Origin of the sequence: Nocardia sp. NPDC058499 (genome assembly GCF_042719915.1) — a bacterium.
Taxonomy (GTDB): Bacteria; Actinomycetota; Actinomycetes; order Mycobacteriales; family Mycobacteriaceae; genus Nocardia.
In genome coordinates this window covers 269901-287271 of record NZ_JBHXMZ010000003.1, presented here as the reverse complement: position 1 = coordinate 287271, position 17371 = coordinate 269901, and the positions used below count along the sequence as shown (strand labels likewise).

General features: G+C 66.8%; 17 protein-coding genes. 9 read left to right on the top strand and 8 right to left on the bottom strand.

What is annotated here, in order from left to right; all coding sequences use genetic code 11:
* Positions 1 to 207 precede the first annotated feature (207 nt).
* The 5 genes from ACFWPH_RS11480 to ACFWPH_RS11460 all read right to left on the bottom strand — a co-directional run bounded on the left by ACFWPH_RS11480 (position 208) and on the right by ACFWPH_RS11460 (position 6070).
* On the bottom strand, positions 208 to 1260 hold the full coding sequence (locus tag ACFWPH_RS11480; RefSeq protein WP_378749988.1) for an acyl-CoA dehydrogenase family protein: 1053 nt from the start codon (positions 1258 to 1260) through the stop codon (positions 208 to 210).
* Between the two features lie 147 nt (positions 1261 to 1407).
* Positions 1408 to 2442 (bottom strand): acyl-CoA dehydrogenase family protein, encoded by a 1035-nt coding sequence (locus tag ACFWPH_RS11475; RefSeq protein WP_378749986.1) that lies wholly within the window; start codon positions 2440 to 2442, stop codon positions 1408 to 1410.
* A complete protein-coding gene (locus ACFWPH_RS11470) occupies positions 2439 to 3578 on the bottom strand; it encodes an acyl-CoA dehydrogenase family protein (RefSeq protein ID WP_378749984.1) in 1140 nt (379 codons plus the stop codon). The genes ACFWPH_RS11475 and ACFWPH_RS11470 overlap by 4 nt, the downstream gene beginning before the upstream one ends.
* Positions 3579 to 4490 carry an enoyl-CoA hydratase gene (locus ACFWPH_RS11465; protein WP_378749982.1) on the bottom strand — a complete coding sequence of 304 codons (912 nt, stop codon included), beginning with the start codon at positions 4488 to 4490 and terminating at the stop codon, positions 3579 to 3581.
* Entirely contained in the window at positions 4490 to 6070 is a 1581-nt protein-coding gene (locus tag ACFWPH_RS11460; protein ID WP_378749980.1) for a FadD3 family acyl-CoA ligase, read from the bottom strand. The genes ACFWPH_RS11465 and ACFWPH_RS11460 overlap by 1 nt, the downstream gene beginning before the upstream one ends.
* A gap of 180 nt (positions 6071 to 6250) precedes the next feature.
* Between ACFWPH_RS11460 and ACFWPH_RS11455 the strand changes: the two genes are divergently transcribed.
* Positions 6251 to 7411, top strand: a complete 1161-nt coding sequence (locus ACFWPH_RS11455; protein WP_378750662.1) for an acyl-CoA dehydrogenase family protein — start codon at positions 6251 to 6253, stop codon at positions 7409 to 7411.
* Complete coding sequence (locus ACFWPH_RS11450) at positions 7408 to 8205, top strand: SDR family oxidoreductase (protein ID WP_378749978.1); 798 nt, start codon at positions 7408 to 7410, stop codon at positions 8203 to 8205. The genes ACFWPH_RS11455 and ACFWPH_RS11450 overlap by 4 nt, the downstream gene beginning before the upstream one ends.
* A gap of 122 nt (positions 8206 to 8327) precedes the next feature.
* On the opposite strand, the gene ACFWPH_RS11445 is transcribed toward ACFWPH_RS11450, so the two are convergent.
* The gene (locus ACFWPH_RS11445; protein WP_378749976.1) at positions 8328 to 8834 is read right to left on the bottom strand and encodes a nitroreductase family deazaflavin-dependent oxidoreductase; all 507 of its coding nucleotides are present in this window, start codon (positions 8832 to 8834) and stop codon (positions 8328 to 8330) included.
* 208 nt (positions 8835 to 9042) lie between these two features.
* On the opposite strand from ACFWPH_RS11445, the gene ACFWPH_RS11440 reads away from it, so the two are divergent.
* Entirely contained in the window at positions 9043 to 9654 is a 612-nt protein-coding gene (locus ACFWPH_RS11440; RefSeq protein ID WP_378749974.1) for a TetR/AcrR family transcriptional regulator, read from the top strand.
* A gap of 43 nt (positions 9655 to 9697) precedes the next feature.
* On the top strand, positions 9698 to 10852 hold the full coding sequence (locus tag ACFWPH_RS11435; protein WP_378750660.1) for an acetyl-CoA C-acetyltransferase: 1155 nt from the start codon (positions 9698 to 9700) through the stop codon (positions 10850 to 10852).
* 58 nt (positions 10853 to 10910) lie between these two features.
* On the opposite strand, the gene ACFWPH_RS11430 is transcribed toward ACFWPH_RS11435, so the two are convergent.
* The gene (locus ACFWPH_RS11430; protein ID WP_378749972.1) at positions 10911 to 12131 is read right to left on the bottom strand and encodes a cytochrome P450; all 1221 of its coding nucleotides are present in this window, start codon (positions 12129 to 12131) and stop codon (positions 10911 to 10913) included.
* A 147-nt stretch (positions 12132 to 12278) separates the two neighbouring features.
* Between ACFWPH_RS11430 and ACFWPH_RS11425 the strand changes: the two genes are divergently transcribed.
* The 5 genes from ACFWPH_RS11425 to ACFWPH_RS11405 all read left to right on the top strand — a co-directional run bounded on the left by ACFWPH_RS11425 (position 12279) and on the right by ACFWPH_RS11405 (position 16367).
* Complete coding sequence (locus ACFWPH_RS11425; protein ID WP_378749970.1) at positions 12279 to 12824, top strand: TetR/AcrR family transcriptional regulator; 546 nt, start codon at positions 12279 to 12281, stop codon at positions 12822 to 12824.
* A gap of 19 nt (positions 12825 to 12843) precedes the next feature.
* Complete coding sequence (locus ACFWPH_RS11420; RefSeq protein ID WP_378749968.1) at positions 12844 to 13314, top strand: MarR family winged helix-turn-helix transcriptional regulator; 471 nt, start codon at positions 12844 to 12846, stop codon at positions 13312 to 13314.
* The gene (locus ACFWPH_RS11415; protein ID WP_378749966.1) at positions 13311 to 14543 is read left to right on the top strand and encodes an MFS transporter; all 1233 of its coding nucleotides are present in this window, start codon (positions 13311 to 13313) and stop codon (positions 14541 to 14543) included. The genes ACFWPH_RS11420 and ACFWPH_RS11415 overlap by 4 nt, the downstream gene beginning before the upstream one ends.
* Positions 14544 to 14637: 94 nt before the next feature.
* Complete coding sequence (locus ACFWPH_RS11410; RefSeq protein WP_378749965.1) at positions 14638 to 15384, top strand: DUF427 domain-containing protein; 747 nt, start codon at positions 14638 to 14640, stop codon at positions 15382 to 15384.
* Positions 15385 to 15425: 41 nt separating this feature from the next.
* Positions 15426 to 16367: an esterase/lipase family protein gene (locus ACFWPH_RS11405; RefSeq protein WP_378749963.1), complete on the top strand. Its 942-nt coding sequence runs from the start codon at positions 15426 to 15428 to the stop codon at positions 16365 to 16367.
* A 74-nt stretch (positions 16368 to 16441) separates the two neighbouring features.
* On the opposite strand, the gene ACFWPH_RS11400 is transcribed toward ACFWPH_RS11405, so the two are convergent.
* Complete coding sequence (locus ACFWPH_RS11400; protein ID WP_378749961.1) at positions 16442 to 17320, bottom strand: hypothetical protein; 879 nt, start codon at positions 17318 to 17320, stop codon at positions 16442 to 16444.
* Positions 17321 to 17371: the final 51 nt, after the last annotated feature.

Here is a 17371-nt window from a genome sequence, read left to right as displayed (position 1 = left end):
GAACTTCCCGGCCGAGGAGGTCGAACTGCCGAGCAACGGTCCCGAGCCGGTCGATATCCACCGCACCGCAAGAGGTTCCCTTCGCGGAACGCTCATCCTCGATACCGACTGGGATTCCGACGAAACGAACGAGACGATCGCCGACGATTTCGATCCGCCACGGTAGTCCCTGCCCTACCAGCGCCGAGGACCACCATTACGGGGCCGTCAGCTGTGGGCCACCGGCCGCTTCGGAGTACCGAAGAGGTGGGCGTCGCCGTGGGCGCGTTTGAAGTACAGGTGGGCGTCGTGCTCCCAGGTGATGGCGATACCGCCGTGCAGCTGGATCGTTTCGGCCGCGATCGTGGAGAACGCTTCGGTGCACTGACGGCGGGCGACCCAGACATCCTCGGCCGCCGTGGGGCTTTCCTCCGCCAGGGCGATGGCGGCGGTCAGGGCGGTCGATTTGGCGGATTCGGCCAGGACATACATATCGGCCATCCGGTGCTTGAGCGCCTGGAAGCTGCCGATGACCCGACCGAACTGCACCCGCGACTTGGTGTATTCCACCGTCGCCTCCAGGCAGTATTCGGCCGCGCCGACCTGTTCGGCGGCCAGCGCCGCCCACGCGATCTGCCGGAGCCGGTCGGCGACCGCGGCGGGGTCGGCGGTGCCGAGCCGCTGGGCCGCGGTGTCGGTGAAGGTGATCTCGGAGAGCGCCCGGGACGGGTCCATCGCCGCCACCCGTCGGCGCTCGACCCCGGCAGCCGACGGGTCGACTTCGAACAGACCGCTGTCCGTGAGCACGATCAGGGTGTCGGCGATGGTGCCGTCGAGGACGTAGTGCGCGGTGCCGTGCAGGGTTTCCCCGTCGGCCCGTACCCCGAACTCGTCCCAGCCCGCGGCACCGGCCCAGCAGACGGCGAGGGTGCGGCTGCCCTCGGCGATACCGGGCAGCAATCGCTCACAGGCTTCGCTGTCACCGGACAGCAGTACTGCCTGTGCGCCCAGGACCGCCGAACCGAGCATCGGCACATCGGCGAGGGTGCGGCCGATTTCCCCGACGACCAGCAAGGATTCGGGGAGGCCGGCGCCGAAGCCGCCGTACTCCTCGGGGATCGCCAGTGCCGCCACCCCGACCTGTTCGCACAGCTGCGCCCACAGTTGCGGGTCGTAGCCCAGGTCGGTGTCCATGGCCTGGCGAATACCCGCCCGCGCATCGCGTTTGGCCAGCAGTCCCCGGACTGCCGACACCAGCTCCTGCTGTTCCTCGCTGATCATCTCTTCTCCCGTAGGTCTGACGGACGGATGCCGAGGCGCCTACGTCCGGTTGTTGCCACTGTTTACCGGGGGCGCATCGGACGAGCGCGCCGGATGCTCCGGCAGTGCACCCGTGCGGCCCCCGCCGCCGCCCGGGTGCGTGTGTTCTCAGGTGAGCGCGCCCGACGGATCCACCGCTCCGGTGGCGCGCAGTGCTTCGGCGACCCGGCCGCGATGCAGGTCCGGGGTGCCCCAGGCGGAGCGCAGGGCGGTGACCCGGGTGAGCCACAGCGACAGGTCGTATTCGGCGGTATAGCCGATCGCGCCGTGCACTTGCAGCGCGGCCCGCGCCGCCCGGTAGGCGGCATCGGCAGCGGCCACTGCCGCCGCGGAGATATCGCGGACCCGATTCGGCCCATCGGTGGTGAGCGCGGCCCGGTACAGCAGTGGTTCGGCCAGATCGAGGCCGATGAAGACATCGGCCAGTTTCTGTTTGACCGCCTGGAACTCACCGATCGGCCGGCCGAACTGTTTGCGCTGTTTGACGTACTCGGTCGAGGCGTCGAGCAGCGCCTTACCGGCGCCGAGCAGCTGCGCGGCATTGGCCAGCGCACCGAAATCGAATCCCGCGGCGATGGCCGTGCGGGCCTGCGGTCCTTCGGCGATGGTCTCGTCGGCTTCGACGACGAACAGGCGCCGGGCCGGATCCACCGACCGCACGTGTTCGCCCACTCGACCCGTCGACAGGCGATCGCCCTGGGCCAGGAGTACGAGGTCGGCGCGGTCTGCGTCCACGGCGACCGCGGTGCCGGTGGCCTCGCCGAAGGCGATAGTGGCCGACAGGGTGCCCTCGGAGATCCCGGGCAGCCAGCGTTGCGCGGGCGCCGGGTCGGTCTCGGCCAGCGCCTGCAGCAGCGCCGGTACGGCCGCGGCGGTTTCCACCAGCGGGCCGGGCGCCGCTGCCCGCCCGATCTCGATGAAAGCGACCAGCTGGTCGAGCGGTTCGGCACCGAGACCGCCGAAATCCTCGGCGATGGTCAGGCCCAGGGCGCCGGCGGCGGCGAGCTGTTCGATCAGGCCGCGGCCCGGTGCGGGATCCGCACCGCTCCACGCGCGCACCGCGGCGGGAGTCGAACCGGATTCGAAGAGTTTGCGGATACTGGCACCGAAGTCCAGATGCTCCGGGCTGAGCGCGAATTTCATCGGCTGCCTCCTCGTGGTAGGCCGAGGAGCCGCTCGGCGATGATGTTGCGTTGGATTTCGTTGGTACCGGCGTAGATCGGGCCGGACAGCGAGAACAGATAGCCGTCGGTCCAGCGGCTCGCCTGTTCGGCGCCGGCACCGAGCAGGTCGAGCGCGGTTTCGTGCATGGCGATATCGAGTTCGGACCAGAACACCTTGGTGATCGAGGATTCCGCGCCGAGTTTGCCGCCCTCGTTCAACCGGGTGACGGTGCCGAAGGTGTGCAAACGGTAGGCCTCGCTGCCGATCCAGGCGTCCACCACCGAATCGCGGGCCGCGGTACCGGTATCGCCGGTTTCGGTCCACAGGTCGACCAGCCGCTGCGCGGTCGCGCTGAACCGGCCGGGGCTGCGCAGCGACAGGCCGCGTTCGTTGCTGGAGGTACTCATCGCGACCCGCCAGCCCTCGTTGGGGGCGCCGATCACATCGCTGTCCGGGACGAAGACATCGTCGAGGAAGATTTCCGCGAAACCGGGCTCGCCGTCGAGCTGAGGGATCGGCCGGACCGTCACACCGTCGGCGGTGAGCGGGAACATCAGGTAGGTGAGCCCGCGATGCCGTTCGGCTTCGGGGTCGCTGCGGAAAAGGCCGAACGCCCAGTCCGCGAACGCCGCCCGCGAGCTCCAGGTCTTCTGCCCGCTCAGTACCCAGCCGCTGTCGGTGCGACGCGCGGTGGAGCGGATACCGGCCAGGTCGCTACCGGCTTCCGGCTCCGACCAGGCCTGCGCCCAGATATCGTCGCCGCGCGCCATCCGCGGCATGATCCGTGCCAGCTGTTCCGGTGTGCCGTGCTCGAACAGGGTGGGGGCGAGCAGGAAGATACCGTTCTGGCTCACCCGGCCCGGCGCGGCCGCCGCGTAGTACTCCTGTTCGAACAGCACCCATTCCAGTAGCGATGCGTCGCGGCCGCCGTATTCGGGCGCCCAGGAGACCACCGACAGGCGGGCCTCGGCCAGCGTGTGCTCCCATTCGCGGTGTGCTTCGAATCCTGCCGCCGTGTCCATCGAGGGCAGCGGTTCGGCGGGGACATTGGCGGCCAGGAATTCGCGGACTTCCCGCTGGAATTCCCGGGTGCTTTCGTCGAGATCGAGATCCATTCAGGCTTTCCCGTCGTTCGTCTCCGCGGCGGTGGTCGCCTGCGCTTTCATAGATTTGGCGGTCAACCCGCCGAGGGAGTCGGTGCCGACCTCGGCGTTGTGGGCGTGCGCGAAATGGTGCAGGCCGAATACCGAATCCATGCCGGCCCGCATACCCATGAGGTCCTCGGACTGGTTGACCGCCTTCTTCGTCAACGCCAGCCCGAACTGCGGCATGGCCGCGATCTTCTCGGCCATTGCCATGGTTTCCGATTCCAGTTCGGCCCGGGGCACCACTCGGTTGACCATGCCCCATTCCTTGGCCTGCGCGGCGTCGAATCGATCGCCGGTGTACAGGAATTCCTTCGCGGCACGCGGTCCCATCACCCACGGGTGCGCGAAATATTCGACACCCGGAATGCCCATACGCACCACCGGATCGGAGAAGAAGGCATCGTCGGAGGCGATGATCAGATCGCAGACCCAGGCCAGCATGAGGCCGCCCGCGATACAGGCGCCCTGCACCATGGCGATGGTCGGTTTGGGGATCTCCCGCCAGCGGCGGCACATCCCCAGGTACACCTCCATCTCCCGGGCGAAGCGCTGATCGCCGCCGGGGCGGTCCACATGGTCCCACCAGAGCGCGGCCTTGTTCTGGTACTTGACGTGATGGTCGCGACCCGGTGTGCCCAGATCATGGCCGGCGCTGAAATGTTTCCCGTTTCCGGCCAGCACGATGACCTTGACCTCGGGATCTTCCACCGCGCGCTCGAACGCGGCGTCGATCGCGTAGGTCATCACGGAGTTCTGCGCGTTGCGGTAGTCCGGCCGGTTCAAGGTGACTACCGCGACGGCGCCCCGGCGCTCATAGGTCACCACATCGGGTTCGTAGGGAATGCTCCCGTTCCCGGTCGGGGATATGTTCTCCGACATTACGAATTCTCCTCACGTAACTGACGTTTGAGCACCTTGCCGCTGGCGTTGTAGGGCAGTTCATCGCGGAATTCGACGAACCGCGGCACCTTGAAATTGGCCAGCACCTTGGTGGCGTAGGAGAACACCTGGTCCTCCGTGAGCGTCGCGCCCGGTGTGCGGACGATATAGGCCTTGCCCACCTCGCCCATCCGGTGGTCGGGCACCCCGATCACCGCGGAGGTGGCGACACCGTCGAGTTTGGCGAGGGCCTGCTCTATTTCGGCGGGATACACATTGAATCCGCCGCTGAGGTACATATCCTTGAGCCGGTCGGTGATCTTCAGGTATCCGCGTTCGTCGACCACGCCGATATCACCGGTGTGCAGCCATCCGTCGGCGTCGATGGTGTTGGCGGTGGATTCCGGATCGTCGAGGTACCCGAGCATCACATTGGGTCCGCGCAGCAGGATTTCCCCTGCGTCGCCCAGCTTCAGTTCGAATCCGGCAATGGGCCGGCCGCTGGTCCCGGAAATGGTTTCGGCATCGTCGTCGACCCGGCACATGGTGCCGAAACCCGACGATTCGGAGAGCCCGTAGGCGGTGAGGACCACATCGAAATCGAGTTCCGCGCGCATCCGCTCGACCAGCGCGACCGGTACCTGCGCCGCGCCGGTGACCGCCACCCGCAAACCGCTGAGATCGAATTCGCCGCGGTCCGGGAAATCGAGAATGGTCTGGTAGATCGTGGGCGGGCCGGGCAGAACGGTGATCTTCTCCTGATCGATCAGGCGCATGGTGGTCGGCACATCGAAGACGATCTGCGGCACGATGGTGGCGCCGGTCAGCAGGCAGGTGATGATCCCGGCCTTGTAGCCGAAGCTGTGGAAGAACGGGTTGACGATCAGGTAGTTGTCGGCGCTGTTCAGCGTGGCGCATTCGGCCCATGCGCGCGCGGTCGACAGTGTCTGCCGGTGCGCGATCAGTACGCCCTTGCTGCGGCCGGTGGTGCCGGAGGTGAACAGGATGTCGGACAGATTCTCGGCGCCGATCGATTCCCCGCGTTCGATCACCTGCTCCCGGCTCACCGCCGCGGCGGTTTCGGGCAGGTCGGACCAGTTCAGCGCGCCCTCGATCCGGTCCTGCGCACCTTCGACGGGCAGCACTACGACGGTGTCGATCTGCAGGTCGGGTGCGGCCGCGCGCAGTTCGGCGAGGCGATCGCGTTTCAGGAACGTGCCGGCGATGAACAGTGCCTTGGCGTCCACCCGGCGCAGCACGTCGACGACCTCGTCGGCGACGTAACGGGTGTTGAGCGGAATCAGTGTCGCGCCCGCGTAGTGCGCGCCGAGTGCGGCAACGACCCAGTGCCAGGTGTTGGGCGACCAGATCGCCACGCGGTCGCCGACCTGGATTCCGCGGGCGAGCAGGGCCCGGGCCACGTCCTGGACCTCGGTGAGCAGTTGGGTCCAGTCGAGCCGGACGGGTCCGTCGGCCAGTGCGGGCGCCGAACCGAAGGTCTGGGCGGCGGCGTGCAGTGCCGCGGGGATGGTCTGTGCCACCGGCGGGGTTTGCGCAGGGGTTGTCACGGGTGTCCTCATGGTCGTGCGGCCGTGTGCGGTGCGCGCGGTCTCGAACGGAGTCTACAAAGCAAGTGCTTGGTAGGTTATCCTACCGGCGTGGGTGCTATCCAGACCTCAGAATCCGGTACCGGTCCCGACGGCGGGCGGCAAACGGCCGAATCGGCCGCTGCGCCGCGTGAAGCTGTCGAGCGGACCAGCGTGGCCGCGCTGAGCGACAACGAGTTCGCCGCGCAGGTACGCGGTTGGCTCGACGAAAAACTCGACGGCGAATTCCGGGAGTTGCGCGGCCTCGGCGGACCCGGCCGCGAGCACGAGGCATTCGACGAACGCCTGGAATGGGACCGCGCCCTGGCCGCCGCGGGCTGGACCTGCCTCGGCTGGCCGGTCGAATACGGCGGGCGGGCGGCGAGCGTAGGCCAGCAGATCATCTTCCATGAGGAGTACGCCAAGGCGAACGCGCCGGCCCGCGTCTCACATGTGGGTGAGGAACTGCTCGGCCCGACGCTGCTGGCCTTCGGTACCGACGCCCAGCGCGACCGGTTCCTGCCGGGTATCCGCACCGTCAGTGAACTGTGGTGCCAGGGCTACTCCGAACCGGGCGCCGGATCCGATCTGGCCGCGGTCTCCACCTCGGCCCGCCTCGACGGCGATCACTGGTCGATCAACGGCCAGAAGATCTGGACCTCGCTGGCTCATGTGGCCGACTGGTGCTTTGCGGTCTGCCGCACCGAACCCGGCTCGAAACGCCACAAAGGGCTGTCCTACCTGCTGGTCCCGATGAACCAGCCGGGTATCGAGGTCCGGCCCATCGTGCAGCTCACCGGGACCTCCGAGTTCAACGAGGTGTTCTTCGACGACGCCCGCACCGAAGCCGATCTGGTGGTCGGCGACCCCGGTGACGGCTGGCGCGTCGCCATGGGCACACTCAATGTCGAACGCGGTATCTCGACCCTCGGGCAGCAGATCCGCTTCGCCCGCGAACTGGCGGCCATCGAGGAACTGGCCCGCGAATCGGGCGCCCTCGACGATCCGCTGCTCGCGGAACAGGTCGATCACGCCTGGGTGGGCCTGCGTGTGCTGCGTGCGCACGCCATGCGCACGATGGCCGAAACCGCCGACGACGGGGGACAGGCCTCGGTCGGCAAACTGCTCTGGGCGAATTGGCATCGCGGTCTCGGCGAACTCGCCATGGCGGTGCGCGGCGCGGCCGGCCTGGTCGCCGCCGACGGTGATCTCGACGAATGGCAGCGGCTGTATCTGTTCACCCGCGCCGATACGATCTACGGAGGTTCGAACGAAGTGCAGCGCAACATCATTTCCGAGCGTGTGCTCGGCCTGCCGCGCGAGGCCCGGCAGTGAGCGGGCCGCTGTCGGTGGCGCCGGCGCAGACCCCCGGCCACGGACTGCTCACCGGCCGTCGCGCCGTGGTGACCGCGGCTGCCGGGACCGGAATCGGCTCCGCCACCGCCCGCCGGCTGCTCAACGAGGGCGCGGACGTGGTGGTCTCCGACTGGCACGAACGGCGTCTGGAAGCGACCCGCGCGGAACTGTCCGAGGAGTTCGCCGATCGCAAGGTGCACGCGATCGTCTGTGATGTGACCAGCACCACGCAGGTCGACGAACTCGTCCGGGGTGCCGCCGCGGCGCTGGGCGGGGTTGAGATCTTCGTCAACAATGCGGGCCTCGGCGGGGAGACGCCGGTGGCCGATATGACCGACGAGCAGTGGGACAAGGTCCTCGATATCACCCTCAACGGCACCTTCCGCTGCACCCGGGCTGCGCTCAACTACTTCCGGGACGCGAAGCACGGTGGCGTAATCGTCAACAACGCGAGTGTGCTGGGCTGGCGCGCCCAGTACGGCCAGGCGCACTATGCCGCCGCGAAGGCCGGCGTGATGGCCCTGACCCGGTGCAGTGCGGTGGAAGCTGCCGAATTCGGGGTCCGGATCAATGCGGTGGCGCCGAGTATCGCCCGGCACGCGTTCCTCGACAAGGTCAGTTCCAGCGATCTACTGGACAGCCTGTCCGAGCGCGAAGCCTTCGGCCGTGCGGCCGAACCGTGGGAGGTGGCCGCGACCATCGCCATGCTGGCCAGCGATTACACCACCTACCTGACCGGCGAGGTGGTCTCGGTCAGCAGCCAGCGCGCCTGACACGTGGGCCGGCCGGGGGTGTGCGCCACCGGCCGGCCTGACCGAGCCGATCCCCATGGCTTGTGCCCGCCGGCGCACGTGACCCTGGATCCGGCGCCGCACCGAGTTTCGCAACCGGCTGTTCAGGCTCGGGTCAGCGCGAAGACTCGCAGGTCTCGGGTCGTCCGGTCGCGGTAGGCGGCATAAGCGCCGGTCAGTTCGACGAAACGTTGGAATATCTCTTCTTTCGCCGCACCGTCGATGGGGGTGGCGGTAATCGGGATCCGTTCACCCGCGACGGCTACGGTCGCGCCGGGCTCGGCCAGCAGGTTGCCGGTCCAGGCCGGATGGTGGGCTTGCCCGAAATTGCTGCCGACGACGTACAACGTGTCACCGTCGTGGACGTACAGCAGCGGCTGGGTCCGGGGTAGCCGCGATTTGCGGCCCGTCGTGGTGAGCAGCAGTACCGGTGCCCCGACCGGGCCCAGCACCGTGTACTTCGCGCCGGTGCGTTCCAGCACCCGGCGATCCAGCGGCGTGAGCTTGCGAATCATCCAGGAACCGGCGGTCGTGGCGGCGAACCTGCCTGCCACCCGGGACAGGGCGCTGTCCGGTGATCCCCACTGCCACTGCGGAAACGGCTGCGTCATGGGTGGAATGTACCCGGCACCGCTTCGATGGAACCGATTCGCGGATCTGCGCGTCCAACCAGATCGGAAAACAGTGCGGCAGTCCTGTTCCGTGCTTCGGGCCCGGTGGGTCCGGCTCCGATACGTGAGGGGGGAGCCGGAAACGCCGGGCCCGATTCGTTTCCCACTACCATGGACCCAAGCAAATGCTTGGTTGTATTATGGCCGGGTGACCGCACCCGACCCCACCAAATCGGCCCGGCGAACCGAACTCCTCGACTTGGCGGCCGACCTGTTCGCCGAACGGGGCGTGCGCGCGACCACGGTGCGAGATATCGCCGACGCCGCCGGGATCCTCTCCGGCAGCCTCTATCATCATTTCTCCTCGAAAGAGGGGATGGTAGACGAGATCCTGCGCGGATTTCTCGACGAACTGTTCGGCCGCTACCGCGAAATCGCCGAGGCGGGCCTGAGCTGCCGCGCCACCCTGGAAGCGCTGGTGCTGGCCTCCTACGAAGCGATCGATCGCTCGCATGCGGCGGTCGCCATCTACCAGTCCGAGGCCAAACGGCTGCAAACCTCCGAACGCTTCGCCTATATCGACGAATACAACCGCGAATTCCGGGAACTGTGGCGGCGCGTACTCACCAGCGGTGTCGCCGACGGCAGTTTCCGCCCCGAACTCGATATCGATCTGGCCTACCGCTTCCTGCGTGACACCGTCTGGGTGGCGGTCCGCTGGTACCAGCCGGGCGGCGGATCGGTCACTGTCGAAACCCTCGCCAAGCAGTACCTCACCATTGTGCTCGACGGGCTCACCGTGCCGGGCCATACCGATTAGGAGAAAACCTATGGCTACAGCTGCCCGCCGCCCCTACACGCCGCTGCGCGAGGCCTATGTGGTCGACGCGGTGCGCACCCCGGTCGGTAAGCGCGGTGGCGCGCTGGCCGAGGTCCATCCCGCCGATCTCGGGGCGGCCGCTCTGCAGGGCCTGTTGTCGCGTAACCCGCTCGACCCGGCGAATGTCGACGATGTGATCGTCGGCTGCGTCGACAATGTGGGCCCGCAGGCCGGCAATATCGGCCGGACGATGTGGCTGGCCGCCGGTTACCCCGAGGAAGTGCCCGGTGTGACGGTGGACCGGCAGTGCGGGTCCAGCCAGCAGGCGATCAACTTCGGCGCGCAGGCGATCATGAGCGGTACCGCCGAGGTGATCGTGGCCGGTGGTGTGCAGAACATGAGTGCCATCCCGATTTCCGCGGCCATGCTCGCCGGTAAGGAATACGGTTTCGATTCCCCGTTCGTCGGCGCGAAAGGCTGGGACCACCGGTACGGCACCGGTGAAGTGTCCCAGTTCCGCGGCGCGCAGATGATCGCCGAGAAGTGGGGGATCAGCCGCGAGGATATGGAGCGGTGGGCGCTGCGCAGCCATGAGCGGGCCCGCGCCGCCATCCAGGCCGGCCGGTTCGACTCCGAAATTGTGCCGGTGGGCGACTTCTGGATCGACCAGGGCCCGCGCGAAACCAGCCTGGAGAAGATGGCGTCGCTGCCGGCGCTGGAGGAGGGCAGTCCGCTGACGGCGGCGGTGGCCTCGCAGATCTCCGACGGCGCCAGCGCGACCCTGCTGGCCTCGGAATGGGCGGTCGAGGAATACGGTCTGACCCCCCGCGCCCGCATCATCCACGTCAGCGCCCGCGGCGCCGACCCGCTCTACATGCTCACCGCGCCCATCCCGGCGACCAAGTTCGCGCTGGAAAAGACCGGCCTGACCATCGACGATATCGACGCGATCGAGATCAACGAGGCCTTCGCACCGGTGGTGCTGGCCTGGTTGAAGGAGACCGGCGCCGATCCGGAGAAGGTGAACGTCAACGGCGGCGCGATCGCGCTCGGCCACCCGCTCGGCGCGACCGGGGCGAAGCTGTTCGCGACCCTACTCAACGAACTGGAGCGGATCAACGGCCGCTACGGCCTGCTCACCATCTGCGAGGGTGGCGGCACTGCCAACGCGACGATCATCGAACGTATCGCGCGCTGATCACGCCGTGGAGGTATCGCCGCACCGGCGATACCTCCACGGTGCGGCAGCTTTCCGTTCAGCCGACCCGGACGGGGACGTTCGCCCAGCCGGCCACATTCGTTGTCGTGGCGCGGCGCAGGCCTGCCCGGTCCACGGTGTATTCGGGCATCACCTCGAGCAGCGCGTCGAGTGCGATCCGGCCTTCCAGCCGTGCCAGGGCAGCTCCGAGACAGCTGTGGATGCCGTAGCCGAAACCGAGGTTGTGCCCGGAGTGCGCCCGGTCGATATCGAACCGGCCGGCGTCGTGGAAGGCGTTCTCGTCGCGGGTGGCCGAGGCCAGCAGCATGAGGACATGGCTGCCCTGTGGGATGGTCCGGCCGTGGAACTGCACGTCGCGCTGGGTGTAGCGCAGGTCGTACTGCACCGGCCCGTCGTAGCGCAGCACTTCTTCGAACGCTCCGGAAATTTTCGAGCGGTCGGCGCGCAGGGCCTGCCACTGTTCCGGGTGATCGGCGAAGAGCACGGCGGCGATTCCGATGAACTTCGCGACGGTTTCGGCCCCGGCGCCGCCCAACAGTGAAATGAAACCGGCGATTTCGTTATCGGTGAGCGAGGTCGCCACCCCGTCGCCGCGGTCGACTTCGGCCTCGATGAGCCGGCTGATCATATCGTCGCGGGGGCGGGCCCGGCGTTCCAGGATCAGTGCGAAGTGGTACCGCCCGACCTCCTGCAGCGCTTGCTGGGCTTCGGGCCGCATACCGGTTTCCCCGGGCCGGCGCTCGAGCGGTATGGCGTGTAGTTCGCGCAGCCGGGCCCGGTCTGCTTCGGGTACGCCGAGCATGGAGCTGATCACTTCGATCGGGAAATGGGTGGAGAAATCGGCCACCACATCGAATGCGCCGCTGGGTAACCGGCGGATATAGGAGCCGATGATCTTCCGGATCATCGGTTCCAGTTCCGCTATCGCGCGGGGCGTGAACACCTTGCGCACGAGATTGCGCATCCGGGTGTGTTCGGGCGGGTCCATCATGATCATCATGGGCGTGGCCGGTTTCGGCTGCCCGGGGTTCAGGACCATGTCCAGGGTGATGCCCTCGGTCGAGGAGAAAGTGGCGAAATCCTTCATGCCGGGCGCGACATCGGCGTACCTCGACAATGCCCACAGGCCGTAGGTGGGGTTGAAGTGAACCGGCGCCTGCGCGCGTAGTCGCCGGTAGATATCGTGCGGATCGCGGAAGAATGCGTCGGAGAACGGGTCGAAGTCGATCTCGTCGCCCGATATGCAGGTGTCCGTCATCGGACTCACCTCGCTGCAGCTAGAGCTGGATTGAATGTGCCGCGTCGAGCTGTCCGGGTGGCTTGCGGACCTGTGGAAGGCTGTCGGACCGATCGGAGCGGTACCGGTAGAGTGTTACATAACTTACAAAAAGTGTAAAGGATGTAAATGGCACTGGAGGAGAGCTCGAACGGATCGACCCGGGTGCGGATCCTGCGGGCGACCTTCGAGGTGCTGAGCCGGCACGGCCACAGCAAACTGAACCTGTCCGATGTTGCCGCGACGGCGAAGGTTTCGCGTCCGACGCTGTACCGTTTCTTCTCCTCCAAGCAGGAGCTGCTCGCCGCCTTCGGCCGGTACGAGCAGCAGAACACCGAGGATGCTTTCGCGGCCGCGACCCGCGGGCTCACGGGCGCTGCCCGGCTGGACGCGGCGTTGCGCTACATGGTCGATCATCAGCAGTCGTATTCGCTGGCGCGGCTGGTCGATGTGGAACCGGATCACGTCCTGGCGGAACTGGCTCGCGTGATGCCGGTGATGCGCGACCTCATCCGGCCCATGATCGAGGGCGCGGACGCCGATATCGTCGCTGCGGCCATCATTCGTCTTGCCGCGTGCCACTACATGGTTCCGGGTGACGACCACGCGACCTTTCTGGCTCAGTTGCGGCATGTGGCGGGTATCCCACCGGCAGGGCTGGAAATAGATAGTTAGCCTATGTAACAATATTGGGGTGCAGCCGTACCCGGTGACCGAGAAGGACGCCACCGTTGTCGACCTGATCGTCACCGCGGGGCGGCTCACGCGATCGGTCGGCGAGATCAGCGCCGACGATCTACCCCGCGCCACAGTGCGCGCCCTGGCGGTACTCGACCATCACGGTGCGCTGCGGGTCGGCGATTTCGCCCGGATCGATCGCTCGTCACAACCGAGCGCGACCGCGTTGATCGGCCGGCTGGTGTCGCAGGGCTATGCCTCGCGGCGCCGCGACCCCGGCGATTCCCGCGGCGTACTCGTAGAACTGACCCCCGCCGGGCGCGCCCGGCTCGCCGCCTTCCGGTCGGCCATGCGCAACGCGCTCAGCGAACGGCTGGCCGGATTCGACGCGGAACGACTCACCCGCATGACGGGCGATCTTCGCGACCTGCTGGCGGCGATAGACGCAGCAGCCGAACAGGATTCGCTACCGAGGACACTTATATGAGCACCACGACAAGCGCGGCCACCGATACCAGCGCCAAACAGCCGAAAGCGGTGTGGGCGGTCGCCTTCGCCAGCGTTATCGCGTTCATGGGCATCGGCCTGGTCGACCCGATTCTCAAACCCATCGGCGAGCAGCTCAACGCCTCCCCATCGCAGGTATCGCTGCTGTTCACCAGCTATATGCTCGTCACCGGCGTCGCGATGCTCATCACCGGCGTGATCTCCAGCCGCTTCGGTGCGAAGAAAACCTTGCTGGCCGGCCTGGCCCTGATCATCGTCTTCGCCGCCGCGGCCGGACTGTCGAATACGGTCGGGCAGATCGTCGGCTTCCGGGCCGGCTGGGGGCTGGGCAACGCTCTGTTCATCGCTACCGCGCTCGCCACCATCGTCGGCTCCGCAACCGGTGGGGTCGCGCGGGCCATCATCCTGTACGAGGCCGCACTCGGGATCGGTATCGCCACCGGACCGCTGGTGGGTGGCCTGCTGGGCGGGATCAGCTGGCGTGGGCCCTTCTTCGGGGTCTCGGTGCTGATGGCCATCGCACTGGTCGCCATTGTCGTACTGCTGCCCGAAGGGCCGAAGGCCGCGAAACCCACCTCGCTTGCCGCGCCCTTCAAAGCCCTGCGCCATCGTGGACTGCTGGTCGTGAGCATCACCGCGCTGCTGTACAACTTCGGTTTCTTCACCCTGCTCGCCTACACCCCGTTCCCGCTGGATATGGGCACCTACGCCATCGGCTTCATTTTCTGCGGCTGGGGAATTCTGCTCGCGATCTCCTCGGTGTTCATCGCTCCGAAACTGCAGGCCCGTTTCGGTACCCTGCCGATGATCGCGCTCGCGGTCGGCCTGTTCGCCGCCGACCTGGCCATGATGGCACTGTTCGCCGACCACAAGCCGGTGCTGATCGTCGGTGTGGTGATCGCGGGACTGTTCCTGGGCGTGAACAACACCCTCATCACCGAGGCCGTCATGATCTCCGCGCCGGTGGAACGCTCCACCGCGTCCGCTGCCTACAGCTTCGTCCGGTTCGCCGGCGGCGCCGCCGCGCCGTGGCTGGCCGGCAAACTCGGCGAGACCAGCATCTCCCTGCCGTTCTGGGTCGGCGCCGTCTGTACCGCCGTGGGCGTGGTGGTGCTGCTGGCCGGCCGGAAAGCCCTCGCCCATATCGACGACCACGACCCCGCCCCGCACAGCGTGGAGGAAGCGCAGGCGGTGACGGTCGGAGACTGACCTCCACAAGAGGTCCCGGCGCAGGCCCCGCCCATCGGCGGGGCCTGCCTTTTTGTATCCGGGCCACGCTGTGCCCGGCGTAGGCTCGAGAGGTATGACCGAGGCGCAGCGAGACGAGATCCGGGTCGAGACGATCCAGAAGCGGGTGCGGGTCTACTTCGGCGGGCAGCTCGTCGCCGATACCGTGCGACCCGCGCTGGTGTGGGAGATTCCCTACTATCCGGCCTACTACATACCGGTGGCCGATCTACGCGCGAAACTGGAATCGGACGGCACCATTCACCCCTCGCGGCGTCGCGGGGAGGGGGCCGGGTACGACGTCGTGGTCGACGGTGCCGTCGCGGCCGGTGCGGCGCGTATCTACCCGAATTCACCGCAACTGAGTGAACTGGTGCGGCTCGAATGGAACGCGATGGACGAATGGTTCGAGGAGGACGAACCGATCTACGTCCACCCCCGCGACCCGTACTCGCGCGTCGATATCCTCGCCAGTTCCCGGCACGTGCGAGTGGAGATCGACGGCGTCACCGTGGCGGATTCGCGAACGCCGCGCATCCTCTTCGAAACCGGCCTGCCGGCCCGGTACTACCTCCCGCTCACGGATATCCGAATGGACCTGCTGCGGCCCTCGGATACCCACACCAGCTGCCCGTACAAGGGCAATGCCGACTACTGGAACATCGAGGTCGGCGGCGCTGAGTACCCGGATCTGGTGTGGATCTACCGCACGCCCACCCCGGAGAGTCAGAAGATCGCCGGCTCGGCCTGCTTCTACAACGAGAAGGTGGATCTGTACATCGACGACGAACTCCAGGAACGCCCGGAGACCCCGTTCGGCTGAAATCACCCCTGCGGCCACCAAGCATTTGCTAGGTTCCGCACATGAGGAAGCTGCTGGCAGTCTTCGGTGCGGTGGTGACGGGGCTGGCGGTGGTCGCCGGAGCCGGAACAGCCACCGCCGACGAACTTCCCGTCGATTTCAATTTCTTCGCCGGTATAGGACCGGAACTCCTGAACCCAGGCGGTTCACTGCCCGGGTCCAACGACTACGGATGCATACCGACACCCGCGCACCCCGAGCCCGTGGTGCTTGTTCACGGCACCGGAGGGTCGCAACAGACCAACTGGGGCGCCTACGTTCCGTTGCTGAAAAACGCGGGGTACTGCGTATTCTCCCTCACCTACGGTGCTCCGTCCGGACTGCCGTGGCCGGCGACAGCAGTCGGAGGAATGGGCGAGATAACCGAGAGTGCCCGCCAGTTGGGTGTGTTCGTCGACGGTGTTCTCGCCGCGACGGGTGCGACTCAGGTGAACATCGTGGGCCATTCGCAGGGAACGGTGATGCCTGCCTACTACGCGAAGTACCTCGGCGGCCGGGACAAAATCGACAAATACGTCTCGCTGGCTCCCGCGTGGAACGGCACCACCGTGGCCGGGGCGGACATCATTTTGCACACCGCCCGGCGGCTCGGGATACAACCGGAGCACTTCCCGATCTGTCACGCGTGCGCCGAATTGGACCCCGGCTCGCCGTTCATGCACGCGGTCCGGGCAGGCGGGTACTACCTGCCCGAGATCGAATACACCAATATCGCCACGCAATACGACGAACTCATCGTTCCGTACACATCCGGTCTGCCACCGGGCGGTAGCAATGTCCACAACATCGTGGTCCAGGAAGGATGCCCGGTCGACTACACGGACCACGCGGGACTGGCCGGGTCGCGCCGAGGGGCCTATTTCGTGCTCAACGCCCTCGACCCCGAACATCCGCAACCCGTACCCTGCGACCGCGCTGCCCCCTTCTCGGGTGCGTCTTTCTGATCGCCGGGCCGTGAACATACAGACCGAGCCGTATGCGTCGCCAGTGCACCAGAGGGGTCTGAGAAGCCGTTACGTCAGTCGAGCAGTTCGTCGGCCCGGTTGATTTCCAGGGCTCGGCGCAGCCACTTCCGCAGTTGGTCGAGGTCATCGCAGGAAGTGATTGTTTCCTGCACCCGGTCCGGTACGTCGATTCCGCGGGCGTCGAGCACGGTCAGGATCGATTCGGCTTCGCCCTGTGCTCGCCCTTCGGCTCGCCCCTCGGCGACGTACTTGCGGGCGAAGTCGCTGGTGAAGTCGTAGTCACGCAGACCGGTGGACATAAAAGCCTCCCAAGCAGGACGAACAGCACGCGGCAGCATCGTCAGGATGAAATCATGGTATCGCAGGGCGGGGTCTTCCCCGAGAGTTCGAAAACCCGCGGCCAACGCCCGCCAGATCTGAGTGTGGTCGGGGTGCTGCGGGTGGGCTACCGCGGACAGCACCGCCAGCTCCGGAAACTCGGTCGCCGTGTCCGGATCGGTGACTACCGGAACCGAGGAAGGTGCCAGGACCAACGGCCGCAATGTGGTGGATGGGCTGCCGTACCCGAATGTCAACGGCTGGCCCGCCCATTTCGCCGTGCCATTGTCCGGGCAGACGATCAACAGCAACACCGGACACTTCATCCGCGCCCGCAGCGACGCCGTGTATACCGGCCAGGACCACAGTTTGTCCGGGTCGCGGCGTAACTGAATCTCCACTACTACTGCCAGCACCGTTGCGCCGCCACGCTCGAACGCAACCACCGCGTCGGCGTAGTACTCCGTGGGCGCCACAACCGCTGCTCTCTCCGATCGGGTTTTCACGGTGTCGTAGACCGGTAGCTCGCAGCCGAGCGCGGAAAGTAGCGGAGCGACCAGACCCGGTCTCTCCGTGAACATGTCGATCACCACTTCATGCGGGGTCGAAGGCATGGCAGGCACGGTAGCGCTCGGTACCGACAGTCCCTGAGGGCGCATCAGTCC